Annotated in this window: 16 protein-coding genes; 2 read left to right on the forward strand and 14 right to left on the reverse strand. The window is 32.9% G+C overall.

Going from position 1 to position 18,392, the window contains the following annotated elements:
- Positions 1-64 precede the first annotated feature (64 nt).
- Positions 65-6,118 carry an alpha-2-macroglobulin family protein gene (locus EV196_RS00600; RefSeq protein WP_132213831.1) on the forward strand — a complete coding sequence of 2,018 codons (6,054 nt, stop codon included), beginning with the start codon at positions 65-67 and terminating at the stop codon, positions 6,116-6,118.
- A gap of 67 nt (positions 6,119-6,185) precedes the next feature.
- Positions 6,186-6,557 (forward strand): DoxX family membrane protein, encoded by a 372-nt coding sequence (locus EV196_RS00605; RefSeq protein WP_132213833.1) that lies wholly within the window; start codon positions 6,186-6,188, stop codon positions 6,555-6,557.
- Positions 6,558-6,569: 12 nt separating this feature from the next.
- On the opposite strand, the gene EV196_RS00610 is transcribed toward EV196_RS00605, so the two are convergent.
- The 14 genes from EV196_RS00610 to EV196_RS00680 form a co-directional block, all read right to left on the reverse strand.
- The gene (locus EV196_RS00610) at positions 6,570-7,091 is read right to left on the reverse strand and encodes a DUF4136 domain-containing protein (RefSeq protein WP_132213835.1); all 522 of its coding nucleotides are present in this window, start codon (positions 7,089-7,091) and stop codon (positions 6,570-6,572) included.
- Positions 7,092-7,292: 201 nt separating this feature from the next.
- The gene (locus EV196_RS00615) at positions 7,293-7,871 is read right to left on the reverse strand and encodes a PhnA domain-containing protein (RefSeq protein WP_132213837.1); all 579 of its coding nucleotides are present in this window, start codon (positions 7,869-7,871) and stop codon (positions 7,293-7,295) included.
- A 70-nt stretch (positions 7,872-7,941) separates the two neighbouring features.
- Positions 7,942-8,304, reverse strand: a complete 363-nt coding sequence (locus tag EV196_RS00620) for an MmcQ/YjbR family DNA-binding protein (RefSeq protein WP_132213839.1) — start codon at positions 8,302-8,304, stop codon at positions 7,942-7,944.
- 115 nt (positions 8,305-8,419) lie between these two features.
- Positions 8,420-8,986, reverse strand: a complete 567-nt coding sequence (locus EV196_RS00625; protein ID WP_132213841.1) for a hypothetical protein — start codon at positions 8,984-8,986, stop codon at positions 8,420-8,422.
- Positions 8,987-9,005: 19 nt separating this feature from the next.
- A complete protein-coding gene (locus tag EV196_RS00630; protein ID WP_165876073.1) occupies positions 9,006-9,941 on the reverse strand; it encodes a hypothetical protein in 936 nt (311 codons plus the stop codon).
- A gap of 18 nt (positions 9,942-9,959) precedes the next feature.
- Positions 9,960-10,682 carry a hypothetical protein gene (locus EV196_RS00635; protein ID WP_132213845.1) on the reverse strand — a complete coding sequence of 241 codons (723 nt, stop codon included), beginning with the start codon at positions 10,680-10,682 and terminating at the stop codon, positions 9,960-9,962.
- 19 nt (positions 10,683-10,701) lie between these two features.
- A complete protein-coding gene (locus EV196_RS00640) occupies positions 10,702-11,184 on the reverse strand; it encodes a DUF3592 domain-containing protein (RefSeq protein WP_132213847.1) in 483 nt (160 codons plus the stop codon).
- A 14-nt stretch (positions 11,185-11,198) separates the two neighbouring features.
- The gene (locus EV196_RS00645) at positions 11,199-11,816 is read right to left on the reverse strand and encodes a hypothetical protein (protein ID WP_132213849.1); all 618 of its coding nucleotides are present in this window, start codon (positions 11,814-11,816) and stop codon (positions 11,199-11,201) included.
- Positions 11,817-11,836: 20 nt separating this feature from the next.
- A complete protein-coding gene (locus EV196_RS00650; RefSeq protein WP_132213851.1) occupies positions 11,837-12,436 on the reverse strand; it encodes a hypothetical protein in 600 nt (199 codons plus the stop codon).
- 4 nt (positions 12,437-12,440) lie between these two features.
- The gene (locus tag EV196_RS00655; protein ID WP_132213853.1) at positions 12,441-15,290 is read right to left on the reverse strand and encodes a T9SS type A sorting domain-containing protein; all 2,850 of its coding nucleotides are present in this window, start codon (positions 15,288-15,290) and stop codon (positions 12,441-12,443) included.
- Positions 15,291-15,318: 28 nt separating this feature from the next.
- Positions 15,319-16,812, reverse strand: coding sequence for a leucine-rich repeat domain-containing protein (locus EV196_RS00660; RefSeq protein WP_132213855.1), 1,494 nt, complete (start codon positions 16,810-16,812; stop codon positions 15,319-15,321).
- Between the two features lie 130 nt (positions 16,813-16,942).
- Positions 16,943-17,251, reverse strand: a complete 309-nt coding sequence (locus EV196_RS00665; protein WP_132213857.1) for a hypothetical protein — start codon at positions 17,249-17,251, stop codon at positions 16,943-16,945.
- Positions 17,252-17,538: 287 nt separating this feature from the next.
- Positions 17,539-17,733, reverse strand: a complete 195-nt coding sequence (locus EV196_RS00670; protein WP_132213859.1) for a hypothetical protein — start codon at positions 17,731-17,733, stop codon at positions 17,539-17,541.
- Positions 17,734-17,998: 265 nt separating this feature from the next.
- Complete coding sequence (locus EV196_RS00680) at positions 17,999-18,391, reverse strand: hypothetical protein (RefSeq protein ID WP_132213863.1); 393 nt, start codon at positions 18,389-18,391, stop codon at positions 17,999-18,001.
- Between the last annotated feature and the right edge of the window lies 1 nt (position 18,392).

Genomic DNA, 18,392 nt, shown 5'->3' on the forward strand with positions numbered 1-18,392 from the left:
TCATTTTCGAGAATAATTAATAGCGAACAACATTTGACCATTAAAAAACAATAAATATAAGCAAATGAAACAATCGGTGATTTTTTTAACAATTATTTTGCTTTCGAGCTTAAGCAATAGTCAGGAGTCTAACTACGAAACACTTTGGAAAGCGGTACAAAAACATGAAATAGAAGGCTTGCCTAAATCGGCTTTAAAAGTTGTAGACCAAATTTCAGTGCTTGCTAAAAAAGATAAAAATGATGCACAACTTATAAAAACCATGCTTTTTAAAAGCAAATTCGCCTTGGTTTTAGAAGAAGATGCGCAATTAAGCATTATTAACGATTTTAAAAATGATATTAAACTTAGTACGTTTCCAACAAAAAACGTACTGGAAAGTGTTCTAGCCAATTTATACTGGCAATACTTTAACCAAAATAGATGGCAGTTTTATAACCGTACAAAAACTTCGGAAAAAGTTGACGCTCTGGATTTTAGAACTTGGGATTTACAAACGCTATTTGATGAAATTCATTTGCATTACCAACATTCGTTACAAGATGCCTTGAAATTGCAATTAGAACCGTTAAGTAAGTATGATGCTATTTTAAATCTACAAAAAGATTCTAAAATTTACCGACCCACATTATTTGATTTCCTTAGTCATGAAGCCTTAGATTTTTATAAAACCGACGAAACTAATATCACCAAACCTGCTTATAAATTTGAAATTGATGATCTTGATTATTTAAAGGATGCTTCAACGTTTTCTAAGTTAAACATCACATCAAAGGATTCAACATCATTACAACTAAATGCTTTAAAAATATATCAAGATTTAATCCAGTTTCATTTAAAAGACAAAGACCTTTTTGCTTTAGCCGATGTTAACATAGAACGTTTAAAATTCATAAATAAAAATGCCACTTTTAGTAACAAAGAAGCTTTATTGTTAGAAACTTTAAAAACGGAAAGTAACAACTTAAAACCACACGAAATCTCTGGTTTGTATGATTTTGAAATCGCTTCCATTTTCAACCAACAAAGCAATCAATATCAGCCTAAAACTAACGAAGAAAACCGTTGGAAAGCCAAAGAAGCCATAGATATATGCGATACTGTTATTGCAAAATTCCCAAAAAGTAAAGCTGCAGAAAAATGTGAAGCTTTAAAGTCGCAAATTCTTCAGCAAACCATTCAAATTACGACCGAAAACATATTACCTATTCAACAAAACGCACGTCTTTTGGTTCGTTATAAAAACTTGGATGCGCTTCAATTTAAAATCTATCCTATTTCTCGAAATCAGTTAGAAAAATTAAACAAATTATATAGAAAAGAGGAACAATTAACTTTCATTAAAAAATTAAATATTGGTGAACAATGGGAAAGTAAATTGCGTAACGAAAACGATTACCAAACCCATAGCACCGAAGTTTTGATACCTAAATTAAACAATGGTACTTATGTGGTTTTTACTTCGGTTAAGGATAACGATGACACTTTTGCGTTTAGCACCATACAAGTTACTAATTTAACTTTGGTGGAACGTGAAAGTGAAACCCACAATACTTTTCAAATTATTGACAGAAACAATGGAAAACCTATTGAAAACGCCAAGGTAGAACTAACTTATTATGAAAATAACGATCGTAAACCAATCATTAAAAACTTCACAACAAATAATTTAGGTGAAGTAAGCATTGAAAAAGAGAGCAACCGTTACAGAAACATAGCAGCGAAAATTAGTCATGAAAACGATACCGCATATTTCGACGGTTTCTACATAAACCAATATTACAAACAAGAAAAAGAGGGCACTGAATATAGAGGGTTTTTATTCACCGATAGAAGTATTTACAGACCCGGACAAACCGTTTACTTTAAAGCGATTGCTATGAAAACTGTTAATGGAAAATCGGAAGTTTTAGCAAACACACTGATGCATGTTAAGCTGTACGATGTAAATAATCAAGAGCTAAAAACATTAGAATTTAAAACCAATGAATTCGGTTCGGCTTCTGGTGAATTTATTTTACCAAATAGTGGTTTAAACGGTAATTATCACATTGAATTTGATAGCGATAATGAAAATTTTTATGTAGATCACTATTTTTCAGTTGAAGAATACAAGCGTCCAAAATTTGAAACTAAGTTTAAATCTGTTACTGAAACTTATAAAGTAAATGATTCGGTTACCGTTAAAGGAACAGCTTTAGCATACGCTGGCAGCAACATAACCGATGCCAAAGTAGTATATCGTGTACACAGAAAAGTAGAATACCCACGTTGGTATTTTTGGTACCGACCTTGGTTTAACAGCGAACCACAAGAAATTACACATGGAGAAAGTACAACTAATGAAAAAGGTGAATTTGAAATTACCTTTAAAGCCATGCCAGACCAAAGTGTTGATAAAAGCAGTTTACCCATTTTTAATTATGAAATAACGGCAGATGTAACCGACCTAAATGGCGAAACTCGAAGTGCTACAACCATAGTAAATGTGGGCTATCACGCTTTGGTTGCCAATATGAATATTTCTGAAAAACTTGATACATCTAAAAAAGACAACAGCATCCATATCGATACTAGAAATCTTAATGGTGAATTTGTTTCTGCTAAAGGCACCGTGAAAATTTACAAACTTCAAGCGCCAAATTCGGTATTAAGAACCAGACCTTGGGCAGCTCCAGATTATCAAGATTTTTCTGAAGAAGCATTCAAAAATCTATTTCCACATGACGCTTATAAAGATGAACACATTGCCAATAATTGGGAAAGAGGCTCCATGGTTTTTGAAAAACAATTTGATACGGAAACCTCAAAAGAAATCGACTTAGGAAACATTAAAAAATGGGAATCTGGACAATATATCATCACTTTAGAAAGTAAAGATAAATTTGGTCAACTGGTGAAAGATGAAGTGAAGACCACTCTGTATAGTAATGATGATAAAACCTTAGCCGATAATCAATTATTCAGCATCACAACTAACAAATCTAGTTATAAAACTGGTGAAACCGCTGTTATAACTTTGGCTTCGGCTGCTAAAAATTTACATGTAACCGTTTCTATTGAAAAGAACCGTAAGGTTATAAAAACCGAGATTATCGAATTAAATAACAACAACAAAACAGTATCAATCCCTGTAAATACGGATGATATTGGTGGTTTTGCAGTAAATTATAGTTTTGCGATTTACAATAGTTTTAAATCGGGATCTGAAACCATAACTGTGCCCTATCCAAAAACCGATTTAGATATTGAAACCACCACGTTTAGAGATAAATTACAACCCGGAATTGATGAAACTTGGAGTTTTAAAATTAAAGGGCCACAAAGAGATAAAGTGTCTTCCGAATTATTAGCAAGTATGTATGATGCCTCTTTAGACCAGTTTAAACCTCATAATTGGAGCTTCAATCCAATACAAAATCCTATTTACTACTCCTACAACCGAGTGAATGCCAACCAAAGTTTTGGAACACAAAATTTTAGGGTTTACATGAAGCAAAATACCGTTCAATATTCAGAACAACGGTATGACGATCTCAATTGGTTTGGGTTATATTTTGGGAATAATAATTATAATATGAGAATTAGGGGTGGATTAAGTCTTTCTAAATCACGTCAAAAGATGGTTGCAAGTGCTCCTATTATGGATGGTATAATGGAAGCTGAAATGGTGGCAGATAGTTATGGTTCTTCCCTAAACGAAGTAGTTACTATTGGATATGCTGAAACGAAAAAAGATAAAGATTCCATTGAAAAAAGCCCCATAGAAAAACCAAACTTCGACACCGTTCAAATTCGTAAAAACCTGCAAGAAACAGCGTTTTTCTTTCCACAGTTACAAACCGATACCGATGGCAATGTGAGTTTTAGCTTTACAACACCAGAAGCACTTACCCAATGGAAATTACAATTGTTGGCACATACCAAAACTTTGGAAAGTGCTACAAAAACCTTAACCGCTGTAACCCAAAAAGAGTTAATGGTGATACCAAATGCACCACGTTTTTTACGTCAAGGTGATGAAATAACCATCAGTACAAAAATTGCAAACCTAACGGATAAACAACTATCTGGAAAAGCAATCTTAGTACTTACCGATGCTGTTTCTGGAAAAGAGATTAACTCAAAACTTGGAAATACAGCAAATAACAAATCGTTTACTGTTGATGCTAAAGGCAATACTCAAGTGTCTTGGAGTTTATCAATCCCAGATAGTGTAGATGCAATTCAATATAAAATAATAGCAAAATCGGGCGATTTTAGTGATGGCGAACAAAACGCTTTACCTGTTTTATCAAATAGAATGTTAGTTACAGAAACACTTCCTATGTGGATTCGTAGCAACGAAACTAAAATGTTCACTTTGGATAAGTTGAAAAACAATACCTCATCAACTTTAAAAAATCATAAGTTAACTTTGGAAATGACTTCCAATCCTGCGTGGTACGCTGTACAGGCACTACCCTACTTAATGGAATATCCGTATGAATGTAACGAGCAAACATTTTCCAAATTTTACGCTAATGCGTTAGCAAGCCATATTGCCAATTCAAACCCCAGAATTCAGGAAGTTTTTAATCAGTGGAAAAACTCTGATGCCCTTGTTTCTAACTTAGAAAAAAATGATGAATTAAAGTCTATTTTAATCCAGGAAACTCCTTGGTTACGCGATGCACAAAGCGAAACCGAACAGAAAAAACGTATTGCTTTGTTATTCGATTTGAATAAAATGAATAGCGAATTACAATCGGCAAAACGTAAGCTTCAAAACAATCAGTTATCAAATGGTGCTTGGGCTTGGTTCAATGGTGGACGTGAAAACAGATATATTACGCAACATATCATTACCGGTTTCGGACATTTAAAACAACTGAAAGTTGAAACGAAAGAAGAATCTAAAATGATTGAAAAAGCCATCAATTATTTAGATGCTGAATTCATTCAAGAATACAAGGACATTAGAAAATATGATGCAAAAGTAGATTTAACGAAAGACCATTTAAGCTACAATCAATTGCATTATTTATACATGCGAAGCTTTTATCCAGAGATTAAAAAATCTAAAGAAGTTGAAGACATTACTAAATATTATCAAACACAAATTCAAAAATATTGGTTATCACGTTCGCTGTATTCTAAAGGTTTAATGGCGCTGGTGGTTGATAGAATGAACGATAAACCTACTTCAACAAAAATTTTAAATTCATTAAAAGAAACAAGTATAACTTCAGATGAATTAGGTATGTATTGGAAAGAAAACACCAGTTCTTGGTATTGGTATCAAGCACCTATTGAAACTCAAGCGTTGTTAATTGAAGCTTTTTCTATAATTGAAAATAACACCAAAACCATTGATAATTTAAAAATCTGGTTGCTTAAAAACAAGCAAATCAATCAATGGAAAACCACCAAAGCAACTACTGAAGCTGTGTATGCATTATTGCTTCAAGGCAGTGATTGGTTAAGTGTAACAGATGCTGTTGAAGTATTAATAGGCGGTAAAAAAATAGAACCTTCAAAACTTGAAAACATAAAAATAGAAGCTGGAACGGGTTACTATAAAACGGCTTGGAACACTTCAGACATAAAACCAGATATGGGAACTGTAACCCTTACCAAAAAAGGTGATGGCATTGCTTGGGGTGGTTTATATTGGCAATATTTTGAAGATTTAGATAAAATTACATCTGCTGAAACACCTCTTAAATTGAGCAAAAAACTATTCCTTAAAACGAATACAGATACTGGTGAACAAATTTCAGAAATAACAAAAGAAACTAATTTAAAGGTTGGTGATTTGGTTCGAGTTCGTATTGAATTACGAAGTGATAGAGCTATGGAATTTATTCATATGAAAGATATGCGCGCTGCTGGATTAGAACCTATAAACGTAATATCTCAATACAAATGGCAAGATGGTTTGGGGTATTATGAAAGCACCAAAGATGCTTCTACCAACTTCTTTTTTGACTATTTACCAAAAGGTGTTTATGTTTTTGAATACGATTTACGTGTGAATAATGCAGGAAACATGAGTAATGGCATTACCACCATACAAAGTATGTATGCGCCAGAATTTAGTAGCCATAGTGAAGGGGTGCGTTTGTTAGTTAAGTAAATTGGTTCCTGTGCCGATAATGAAATATTTATTATCTTTCATTTCACTAACTAATACCTAATTAATTATGAGCAAACCATTATCTATTATTCGAATTATTTTTGGAGTATTGATAACCATTTTTGGAGCAAATAAATTTTTTAACTTTATGCCCGCACCAGAAACGATGCCTGAAGCTGTTATGAGTTACATGACGGCACTTATGAGTACAAAAACGCTGGAACTTGTTGGCATTGTAGAAGTTGTAGCTGGCTTATCGTTTATTTTCAATAAATATGGCGCTTTAATGGCTATTATTTTAATGAGCGTTTCAATTAACGCCGTATTATTTCATGCTTTTTTAGGACCTTCAGATATTATGGGCGCACTCATTTTACTTGTTCTAAACATAGTAATGCTTTACGCATACAAAGACAAGTACAAAGATTTGCTTACATAAAAACAGTTAGCCTTATTGTTTGGGTGGATATTGCAAAAGGACTTTTTCCACAATGGCATTTAAAAGTTCTTCACGCTTTTCGGGTGTGGAGTTTGGTTTAAAATTTGATTCGCTTACAGCTTGCCAAAAGAGTTGTTTTTTGTTTTCATCTACAAAATCGATGGTTATTTGTCGGTTTACATTCGATTGACCAATGGGAAGTCCTATGGAAATACCGCCACCCATATTACCGCCGCCGCCACCTAAACCAACGCCTACATTGTTGCGTTGCACTTCTTTGTATTCGCTACTTTTAATATCGATAAAAAAATCGGGGGTTTCGGCTAGAGAAAAGCCTTTTGCTGTCATTTTTTTGTCCAAGGCATCTAATAGGCGTTTGGTATCTAACTCACTTAAACCCGTATTCATATCACTATAATAATTATAAGTTTTGTACTGGTTGAAGTTCGTGTTTTTTTCAAAATCGTAATTTACACGAATTGGGGCGCATGATACCACAAAAAGAAGCAGGACTATAGATGTAATAACTCTCATAACTTTAAATTTTATTATAAAGTTAATCAAAAATTATTCTATAAGCATGTTTCTTTCTGGGAATTGCTTAGAGATTACCTGTACATTTGCGTTTGAAAAATTGTAATCATGATGTTTCACATTTGTAATTGAAAACCAACTGACAATCAATAGTTAAAACTTGTAGCAACGTAAAGACCTCCCTTGTGGTAAGACCTAATATTAAAGCTTTTTAACGTATTTGGTGATAATTACTATTTGCTGATTATCTACTTTACCTTCAATATATTCGGCATTTTCATGGTCTAAACGAATATTTCTAACAGCGGTTCCTTGTTTTGCAACCATACTAGAGCCTTTTACTTTTAAATCTTTTACCAAAACCACCGAATCTCCAGCTTCTAAAATAACGCCATTTACATCACGATGAATTATTTTGTTGGCTTCATCTTCGTGTTCGCCTGTTGCTCTTGCTAGGGCTAAAGCTTCATCGTCAAGATACATCATGTCTAACAAATCCTTTGGCCAACCTTCATTACGCAGCCTTTGAAGCATTCTCCAAGCCATAATTTGTACTGCCACAAACTCACTCCACATACTATCATTTAAACAACGCCAATGGTTTGCGTCCATTTCTGTAGTTCCTTCAATTTGACTTAAACAAGTATTACAAACCAACAAACTATTATCTACACTTTCGTTTAATGAAGGCGGAATAGTGTATTGTTTTAAGTCTTTAGTTGCTGTACATAATTCGCATGTAGTGTTGCTTCTTTCTTGTAATGTTTGTAATACGCTCATTTTAGTTACGATTGACTATTTTTGATTTACGATTGCAGAAGTTAGGTTTCTGCGTTGCAAACATACTACTTTATTTCAGCGTATCCCGCATCTTTTTTGGCATTCCTTTTACTACCATTTCATAAGAATGGTCTATAAGTTCTAAAATAAATTTAGGTTCTAATTCATTTTCTTGAATAGAAATGGTATTCCAATGTTTTTTGCTCATGTGGTAACCTGGTTGGATACTGCTATATGCTGCTCGAAGTTCTTCGGCATAATCGGGATCGCATTTTAAATTGATGGCTTTTTCACCCGATTCCCATTTTTTCAGCCCGATTAAGGCAAACATTTTGCCCAATACTTTAAACACCAAAGTATCTTCATCAAAAGGGAAATCTTCAGTGACACCTTTTTTGTTTAAACAATATTGATGAAGCTGTTCAATGTTCATAAAAAAACACATTCAAATTTTGAATTGAAGGTGTTTAAAATTAGTAAAATTTATATTGTTATTTTAGTAATACTTACTAATTGATTAATTTCTTAGTTTAACGAAATTGTTATTCTTAAAGCTTCCCTATTATAAGTTTAGAAACCTCAACAGCTTTTTCTTTATTCTCCGTGTCATTATTGGATACTTTAACATGTACATGAAACATATACTTATTTGAAAGAAACGTTAGTTGAGAAATCCTTGAATCCCATACAGCCCTAGAACCTAAGTGTGAAATTTCTTGCGGCTGTTTATAAACAGTTGTGGACTGGTTAAACATAGCCTCGGTTGCATTTTTTACCATGACAATTAAAACTTCGCTAGGCATAGTAGATTTAATTTCTTGACCACCAAAAGTTACCGATTTCGTGAATTTACGGTCTTCCCATCTATAAATACAAGTAGGATACGTATATACAACATCTTTGTTTTCCATGTGAAGATCTATTCTAAACATACTTTTCACTTCTTCCATTGAAATAAGTTCGCAAGGAGAGGTAATGGTAGATGATTTTTCGAGCATTGTGTTTTCTTCAGCAATCTTATTTTGATTTGTATTTGCTTTGCTTGCTTTGTTGTTACACGCTAATACAAGCATGGAAAATAAGATTATTATTAAATGATTTTTCATGGTTTTCATTTTATAGTTTTTTGAAATTTTAATATTGTGGCGATTTTCTAAAGTAATAGGTAGCATCTTCTGGAATAGAAGTTATAGAAGTGTGTGCGTGTTTTTTATAACGTGACCTGTCTTCTTCAGGAGCATTTGGGAAGTCATATCTACCAATAACATCGGTTTTCACTAAGTTCCATCCCGGTTTAAAACTTAAATTGTATGTCACATTCGTTTCAACTAGTAATGGTGTGCCAGTATTGCTTAAATCGCCCTTCCAATTTTCATTGGCCATTATTGCACATGCTTGATCTGCAAAAACCCATGACAACATATACCCTTCATCACCAAAATATAAATCTCCTGGTGTTAATAGGTTTAGGGTTACTTTTACAGAGTTTCCAATGGTTAAGATTCCTATTTGTTCATCATTTTGATACACTAATAAATAAGCGTTGAGTTTAAATCCCGCATCTTCGTTAGTATATTGATAAGACGCTGGATTATGAATATCATAAAAATTGTTGCTATCCTTAAAGTCCTTTAATGGCTTTAGCATTGGCACTTTGTTTATAGGATTCAATTCGATAGTACCATCTGCTTTAATTACGCCAACTTTAACATATGCTAGTTTATCTTCTCTTGCATCGTAGTGATAGTTAAAAACAAGATCGGCCTCACCATAATTCCAGTTTTTTAATTTACTATCGTTATCGCTAGCTAACGTATTTTTCCAATATTTATCTTCATTTTTTGTAGTTTTTGGAATTCGACTTGGCTCTCTTTTATTCGATTTTTTATCTGATTCAAGCTTCTTTTCCTGAGCATTGGCTTGCTGCAACATTTCTTCAAGGCCTATACATTGCATAATGCTATCACGCATTTTTATTGCTTTATCTATCATTTTTTGCTGCTCTGGAGTTTGAGAAAAACCCAAGCCTGAGACAACAAACAGAATACTAAAAATAATTTTATGTAGCATTTTCATGGTAGTCCGTTTTTAAAAATATTTACCAATAAATTTAGTATTTGGCGGTGTAGATTGTGATGAGGTGACGGTTATTTTACTAGGTTTCGCTATTTTAACAAATACATTTTCTTCGTACATACTTGGTATCTCATGTTCATCAACACTTTCAATTTTATATTCAATAAAATTAAATCCTGCATTTAATTGCAAATTATAGTTGTAAATGGTTTCAATGGTATCATTTTCTGTATTACTGACTGTGGAGGTGCATTCGCCTTGATAATTAAAATCATTTTCCACATAAACTAATTCAAAATAAGATGCTATAACCGCATTATTAGAGTACGATTCTTCTAACCAAGGCACCAAATTTTCGTCGGTAGTCATAAAGAATAATCCAGCATATGGATTCTCTTTTGAGCTTAATGAAATATATCCTCCACCTGCGGCTCTAATATTTTCATCTTCCGAAAGAATGTCATAACTGTTATCACATTTAGAAAATAACACAAAAGCTGCATCTGATATGAAATTTGTTTTTACTTCTTCGGGTATCGAACTTATATTAGTTGGCAGCTTAAAATTAAGTTCACCAGAATTGGAAACTGTTCCAATTGTTAACGGATAATCCATACCAAAAGTAAATACAACCAAATCCATAGCTTTTAATGGATAGTTATCTACTTTAGGGTTGTTTTGAGCTATGCCCAAATGAAGAGATAAGAGCATCAAAAATAAGAGTGACTTTTTCATGATATTATTGTTTTATGTGTTAGTTTAAAAATGAAAAAAATATTGATACGGTGTCATTAAAAAAATCAGGAAAGAAAAAAGACAAAAACGTTACAAGAAAAATTAAAAGCATTAGAATAAAAACATTTACAATACCTTGTTTTTTACCTGGAACCAAGGTGGATATCTTAGGGTTTATGGGATTATAATAAACTACAACTACGTTCCCTTGAGAATATTTTTCTATTCTATCCTTATTACTAACTATGAATTTGCTTGAGGTAGAAAAGAAAGGTTTTTTTCTTTGATACTCCTTCCCTTTTACTTCATATTCATATAAAAATGTGTCGCTCGACATTCCAAATTCCATGCCCCTAGACACAACGCCCTTAACCGTAGGCCAAAAATGTGATTGATTTGCATATCTCCAATACTTTAGTGATAGAATAAGCGAAGACAGCGATATTAATTGTGCTATAATACTAACTATATCATATTCGCTTATTGATGAAAAATACTCCATTTTTTTATGTTTTATTAATTAAAATCCTTAAACCGTTGCAAGTTTTCAACTCCCAAAACACCCCAAAGTTTATTGGAATCCATGTTTTTACCTTCTAGTGTTACATAAAAGCGATTATCGTAGAGAAACCTAATTTCAGATTGATAATCGGCCTTCGTATCTTCATCTCGATCCGTACCAAAGGTTAGTATTCCATTACGCTCTTTTTTTGAATACCTAATGGTGTTGTTATACTCTGAGGTAATCTTGTTTAGTTCCAACATTTTTAGGGGTATAATTGCTCCCATAACATTTTCACCGCCAGCGTCTAGAATTTCCATTCGTACCGTATTATCACCAAAACTTCCCACAACTGTTTTATCACCAGTAATTCTAGCTTCATTTGAGTCTAATTTTAAGTTGCCTAATTTTTTTGGATAAGCTTCTAGTAATTCCTGATCGGTTAGTAGCGTTTTCGTTTTCAATTCTTCCATTAACAACGCATATTTTTTGTCAATATCGACATTGTTACCCATTACTTCGTTTAATAAGCCTTCTGTAATTTGGGACTCTTTAGAATCGGATGATTTTTGTGCATCTTTACAGGAAACTAATAGCAATATAACTAGTACTAATTTGAATAGATTTTTCATTTTATTAGATTTTAAGATTTTTACTTTATTCGTTCTTCTATAATTAATTTTGCTAGAGCAATGGTTTTTTCCTTATCGAGTATATCATTATTTGAAATATCTACTTGAAGCGTAAAAGAAACCCCGTTATAATACACTTCTAAATGATTTTTGTTCGGATTCCAATAGGCACTTTCTCCAACGTTTTCTACTTTAGTTAAATCTGGATATTTTTCAAGGTCAATAAAATCTAAAAAAGAATCCATATCTGCTTCACCATCTACCCATTTAATCTGAACAAGATCCATACATCCAATTTTGGTGTTCTTTCTGTTTGGGGTAGTACTTTCCTTTTCTCTTTCCCTGCCGTTTTCCCAATAATAGCGCAGTATTTCTCCTGTCATTCCTTTTAAAGGATTCATTTTATTTGCTTTTGAAGGTTCAAAACCTGTTATTCTTGATGCTAACTCCAATGTTAATAAATCCTCGTAATCTCCGCTAAACACAAAATCGGTTTTTGGATTTGGAACCAAGGCTTCAGGACTGGGGTCGTCATTTTTTGGTGCAGGGTCGGTTGGCTGTCCATTGCCCTTACAAGAAAATAGCACTATACAAATTGCTAAGAATAGAAGGTTTTTCATGGTTTTAGTTTTTAATGAATTTGATGGTTTGTGTTTCGCCAATTTCAGAATAAATATTTAAAAAATAAAGCCCTTTTGATATGGTTGAAACATCTAATGATGTTGAAGATGTAGCATTATTTTCAGTTAAAACAGTTTTCCCTAATACATTAACCACTTTTAAATTATAGGTGTCTGAAGATGGAAATTGGACAAACAACCTTTCAGACACTGGGTTTGGATACAACTTTATACTTTGGTTTTTAACCTGTGCCACAGATAATGTGTAATTAACATTGATTCCAAATTCTGAAGTATTTCCGTTAGCATCAGTAGCGGTTGCGACGATGTTGTTGTAATCATTAGCGTTATAACCACTTGGAAGATTTAAAGTAATGGTTTTACTTCCCGGGGTTGTGTACGAGTCTGAACTTATAAAAAATTTGCCTTGTCCACTTACGGCGCCAAAAAAATCAATTAATAAAGGATATGTAGAATTCGTTATAGCACTTGGAACCGCATACGTAATTTCGATAGCGCCTCCTCCTAAATAATTAATGGCACTTATTTCTGGTGTGTTTTGAAGATTATTAACTCCAGCATCTGCATCGTCCACATCATTTGCTGATGTACCTACTAAATCAATTCCTAAAACTGAATTATTATATATACTGTTTTCTGAAATGGTCACTTCACTAGGAGTACCGCCACTAGCTTGTAACACAACCCCTCTATCATTGTTTGCTATCGTATTTTGACTGATTGTATTACCTGTATTGGTTCCAGAAATCGCTATCCCTATAATGGCATTTCCAATTACTGAAACCCCATCTAAACCAACACCTATTTTGTTGTAAATAACTGTATTATTACTACTTAAACCAGACATAGCTACACCATTTAAATTATGATTCCCTATGATATTACCCTCAATTTCTGATGCGCCTCCTATAATATTATTACTAGAACTATTGAAAAACATTCCGTTTCCAATATTTACGACTCCCGTAATACCATCTGGCAAGGTTCCTACTTTATTACTAAAAAAATGCACATTATTTGCGGCATTAAAATAGACATTTAAGGCTGTTGTTGAAACCGTTCCATTACCCGAAATGGTGTTTTCCGAAACTTGAGTACCTGTTGAAGTACCATTGAACCTGATGCCTTCGTTTCCATTTTTAATAATTCCATTCCCAGCTGGATTTATACCTATATAATTGTTTTGGATGGTGTGTGAAGTACCTGATATCCATAATCCTCTAATAGCATTACCCGAAATAATATTCCTATCTGAAAGATTAGGTCCACCAATAACAGTATTGTTTACCGAAGCTATTAAAGATATTCCTGTTGTATTTGCCAAGGCTGAATTCCCTGCGGCATTCAACCCAATGTAATTGCCTTTTATGGAACATCCGCTAGAAGTAATTCCTGAAATCTCTATTCCTATATAATTTCCAGAAACAATATTTCTCGAGCCATTTGCTGATCCTCCAACACTATTGTTAGCACTTCTTAAATCAATTCCAGTATTATTACCAATTGTAGCTGTACCTGAAGCATTCGTGCCAATGTAATTTCCTAGAATTTGATTGTTCTCACCACTGAAGATTGCAATGCCAGCACTTGTATTTCCTGAAATCACATTTTTTGAGTTCGTTGTCGTACCACCAATTATATTATTGTTGTTTACTCCAGCAAGCATCATTATACCTCTATAATTTGGTAATGCAGCATTTCCCGTAGCATCTAAACCTATATAATTACCTTTAAAACTATTAAAAGAAACAGGATCTGTCCCTACACCGCCTTCAATATAAATTCCGTAAGCCCCATTGCCTGAAATGAGGTTTCCTTCTCCAGGGTTCTCAGTTCCTATAGCATTATTATTTGCTCCAGTAAGGATTAAAACTCCTCCTCTCACATTAGAGATAGACTGGCTTCCTGTAATATCAGTTCCAATATAATTTCCAATAATTTTATTACCATAAGACTCTGAGCCTGAAATGGCCACTCCTGTTCCTACTGTATTATCGTCAGGCGCATTGGCTCCAGAAATAATATTTCTAGCAGAAGCAGAATTTCCTCCTAAAATATTGTTGGGCGCATTTATAAATTGAACATTAAATCGATTTCCTTTGCTTAATTTTCCTGTAACATCAGTACCTATTAAATTCCCTTGGATGTTATTATTTGTAGCGGATGAATTTGCTGTGGTTCCTTGAAAAGTAAGTCCACCTACTCCATTTCCTGAAATTACATTGCCTTGATTAGGCAGTGAACCGCCTATTTGGTTTCCGCCAGTGTTATTAAAATACAAACCACCACCCGTATTAGAATTTATGGTGGCCCCATCTGGTTTTATACCTATAAAATTGGATTGAAAAATATGGTTTCCAGTAGTTGAGTAAACCCCATAACCAAAACTAAATGGTGAAACCTCCAATCGTTTAAAGCCTCCTATACTTAAGCCATAAATATCGCTTCCAGTAGAATTACCAATTAGTTGAATGCCATTTTTACCTTCAGGTAAATTACTGCCATCTATTTCTATTATTGGTGAGTTTATGTAATTTAATTGTGTTCTACCATCTATAATAACAGGTTGTTGAATAGGTTGCATAACATCTGTAACCGTAATAACGAATGGTGTGTTACCAGAAATATTAAATTTTATAGTGTCTTTATTGCTTGTTTTATTTGCATTTTGAATGGCTGCGCGCAATGTACAGTTACCTTTTGCATCTACACAAACAGCATCATTAATATTGATATCTGGTAAATCGTCTGTACTATTCACAGTATATGTAGTTTGTGAAAACACAGTAACCGTAATGTTTAAAAACAAAATAAATAGTAGTGATTTTTTCATGATTTTATTATTTAGAAATTAACAACATTTAGTTTTTAATGAATTTGATGGTTTGTGATTCACCAGTTTCAGAATGAATATTTAAAAAATAAAGCCCTTTTGATAAGGTTGAAACATCTATTGAAATTGATGAAGCGTTTTTAGTTTGTTTTAAAACTAGTTGTCCTAATTGATTAATTACTTGCAGTTGAAGATTGCCAAAAAAAGGGTTTTCAATCGTTAGATTATTAGTAACAGGATTTGGATAAAGCTTAATTGTATTCTTGTTTTCAAAACTTTCATTGCTTAATGCCCCGTTGATTGGATTAAAATCTTTCCAAATAAATGCTGCTTTATATGCGTTTACACTAGCAGCAGGAACATTTAAAGCACACATGGATTGGTTTACATTCCCAAAAACATAATTATTAGTATAAATAGGTATTGGAGTAACAATAGCACAATTTACAGTAGCCAAACTAGTACAATCATAAAAAGCACTACGTCCAATTGAAGTAACTGAACTAGGAATGGTTACAGAAGTTAATCCAGTACAATTTTTAAAAGCAGAATCTCCAATTGAAGTAACTGAATTAGGGATTATTACAGAAGTTAGTCCAGTACAATTATAAAAAGCAGCACCTCCAATTGAAGTAACTGAATTACCAATAGCCAAAGAAATTAGTCCTGTACAATTATTAAAAGCACCACCTTCAATGGAAATAACAGAATCAGGAATTACTAAAGAAGTTAAACTAGTACAATTATAAAAAGCGCTCTCTCCAATTAAAGTAACTGAATTAGGAATAATTAATGAAGTTAATGCACTACAATCATAAAAAGCTGTATATCCAATAGAATTAACTGAGCTACCAATTATTACAGAAGTCAAACTAGAGCAAGAAGCAAAAGCATATTCTTCAATTGAAGTAACGGAATTACCAATGGTTACAGAAGTTAATCCAGTACAACCAGAAAAAGTTTGATTTGCAATAGAAGAAGTTACCGAATCAGGAATCGTTATAGTAGTGATACCTATACATTTGGAAAAAGCATAAGTTCCAATAAAAGTTACTGAATTAGGAATTATTATTGAAGTTAAATTAGCACAACCATAAAAAACACTTTTTCCAATTGAGGTAACAGAATTTGGAATGGTTATGGAAGTTAAACCTTTACAATTATAAAAAGCGCTCTCTCCAAACGAAGTAACCGAATTACCAATGGTTACAGAAACTAAATTAGAACATTCATTAAAAGCATTCTTTTCAATAGAAGTAACCGAATTAGGGATTGTTATTGAAGTTAAACTTTTATTGTTATAAAAAGAAGAAACTCCAATAGAAGTAACCGCATAAGTAACCGTACTATATGCCACAGTTGATGGTATGGTTACCGCTCCTGTTGCATATTGATTACGACCTACTTCTACGTTGGTTGTATTTGGAATAATATTATAATTAATCCCATTTACATTAAATGTTTGGGCCGAGGCTATACTAAAACTTAATATAGCAATTAATAAAAATAATTTTGTTTTCATGATTAAAGTTTTAATAGTTAGTTAATAAAAATCTCGATGCCTTATCTTCTTGTTTTTAGAATAGACTTATAAAAACATCAAGATATTCTGGTCTTAATTACAATCCATACTGTTAACCTCTGCTCTGTATTCATTTAAACTCGCCGTATAATCTTGTACGCTCGCTGTAGGGACGCAATCGATAACGCTTTCTGGCATCAATATATTTTAAGCCTGCTGCTTTAAGCTTTCCGCAATTAGCTGTTGTGGGATTGTTGGTATAAGTAGCAGATGCTTCAGAATATGCAGTAGCTTGAGCTAACCATTGTTCTGACCAATTGGTGCAATTTGTAATTTCGTCTTTGTCATCAGACTTACTACAACTAACTAACCCTAATAGAGGTATTAAAAAACAGATAAAGAAGAACGCTGTAAGAGTGATTTTCAATTGATTTTTCATATGGATTTGATTTATAATGATTTATCTTTAGTCTCAGAAAAAAACATAATGTTAACATCTGTATAAAAAAATTATTAAAATTTCAATCAACGCCATTATGTTAATGCTTTAAAAACCGATAACCATTTTAATATTAAGGAACTATAAAAACACCAATAGAAGTCCCTTTTTAGCTATCGTATCTGAATAGGACTCATCTTTTTTTTGTGCAGAATCTAAAGGTTGACTCTACAGTATTGAATTTCATTTTCCAGCCTTAGGTGCGTTTTCCTTCGCTTTTTCGGCTACTATTTTGAAGTTGGAAAAAAATTATCGTCAAGCGGAATTGTAATATGTCCGTTGATGCTATAATTCCCATTATAATTTTTTTCATGCGAAATATAATCGGAGAATAGTAATGGAACTTCGCCATTTGTGCAATTTGCAATGCTTTCTGAAATAGCGTTTTGTGCATAAAAACTCAGACTGATTAAAAAAAACAAAGCCGTTGTTAGGATACAATTTTTTAAAGCTTTTATAATGAATTATTTTAATTGAATTGATCAAGTTTTTTAAGGTTTTCAAAATCGATATAGGACCATAATACATCAGCACTATCAGGGCCTTCTATAGAAATTCTGAATCTATTATTATAAATAAAACGAATGTTGTTTCTTTTAATATTAGGTTGTAAAAAAGCAATGGTTTTATAGCCATCGTGCTCTGCATAAACATATTCTGTTTCTACTGAACCTCTATTTTTAAACTTTAATGCATCAAAAAGTTTCGGACAATAGCCCTTGAACCTGAACCATCTTCGATCCAAAAATTATAAGGACTATTAGCAGATCCATACATACCATTTGCAAACTGATTACCAACTTGAAATCCATGTTCCCCATATTTCTTATTACCATTAATATGCTCGGGAAGTATGGCTAATAATTGATCACCAGTTAAAGGCGTTTTCTTTTTTAAAGCTTTGTAAAGAGCCTTTTGGCTATCGCTGTCTTGATATGGATTGCTAACAATCTCCTCATCTTCATTTTCTATGGTAGAAGACATGGTGTTATTTTCAAGCGGTTTGAGTTTATCGCTGATATTTTCTTTACAGGAAATTATAAGCAACGTAAGGCTCAGTACATATAGTTGGTGTTTCATT

It is taken from the genome of Mariniflexile fucanivorans (assembly GCF_004341235.1).
Lineage (GTDB): Bacteria > Bacteroidota > Bacteroidia > Flavobacteriales > Flavobacteriaceae > Mariniflexile > Mariniflexile fucanivorans.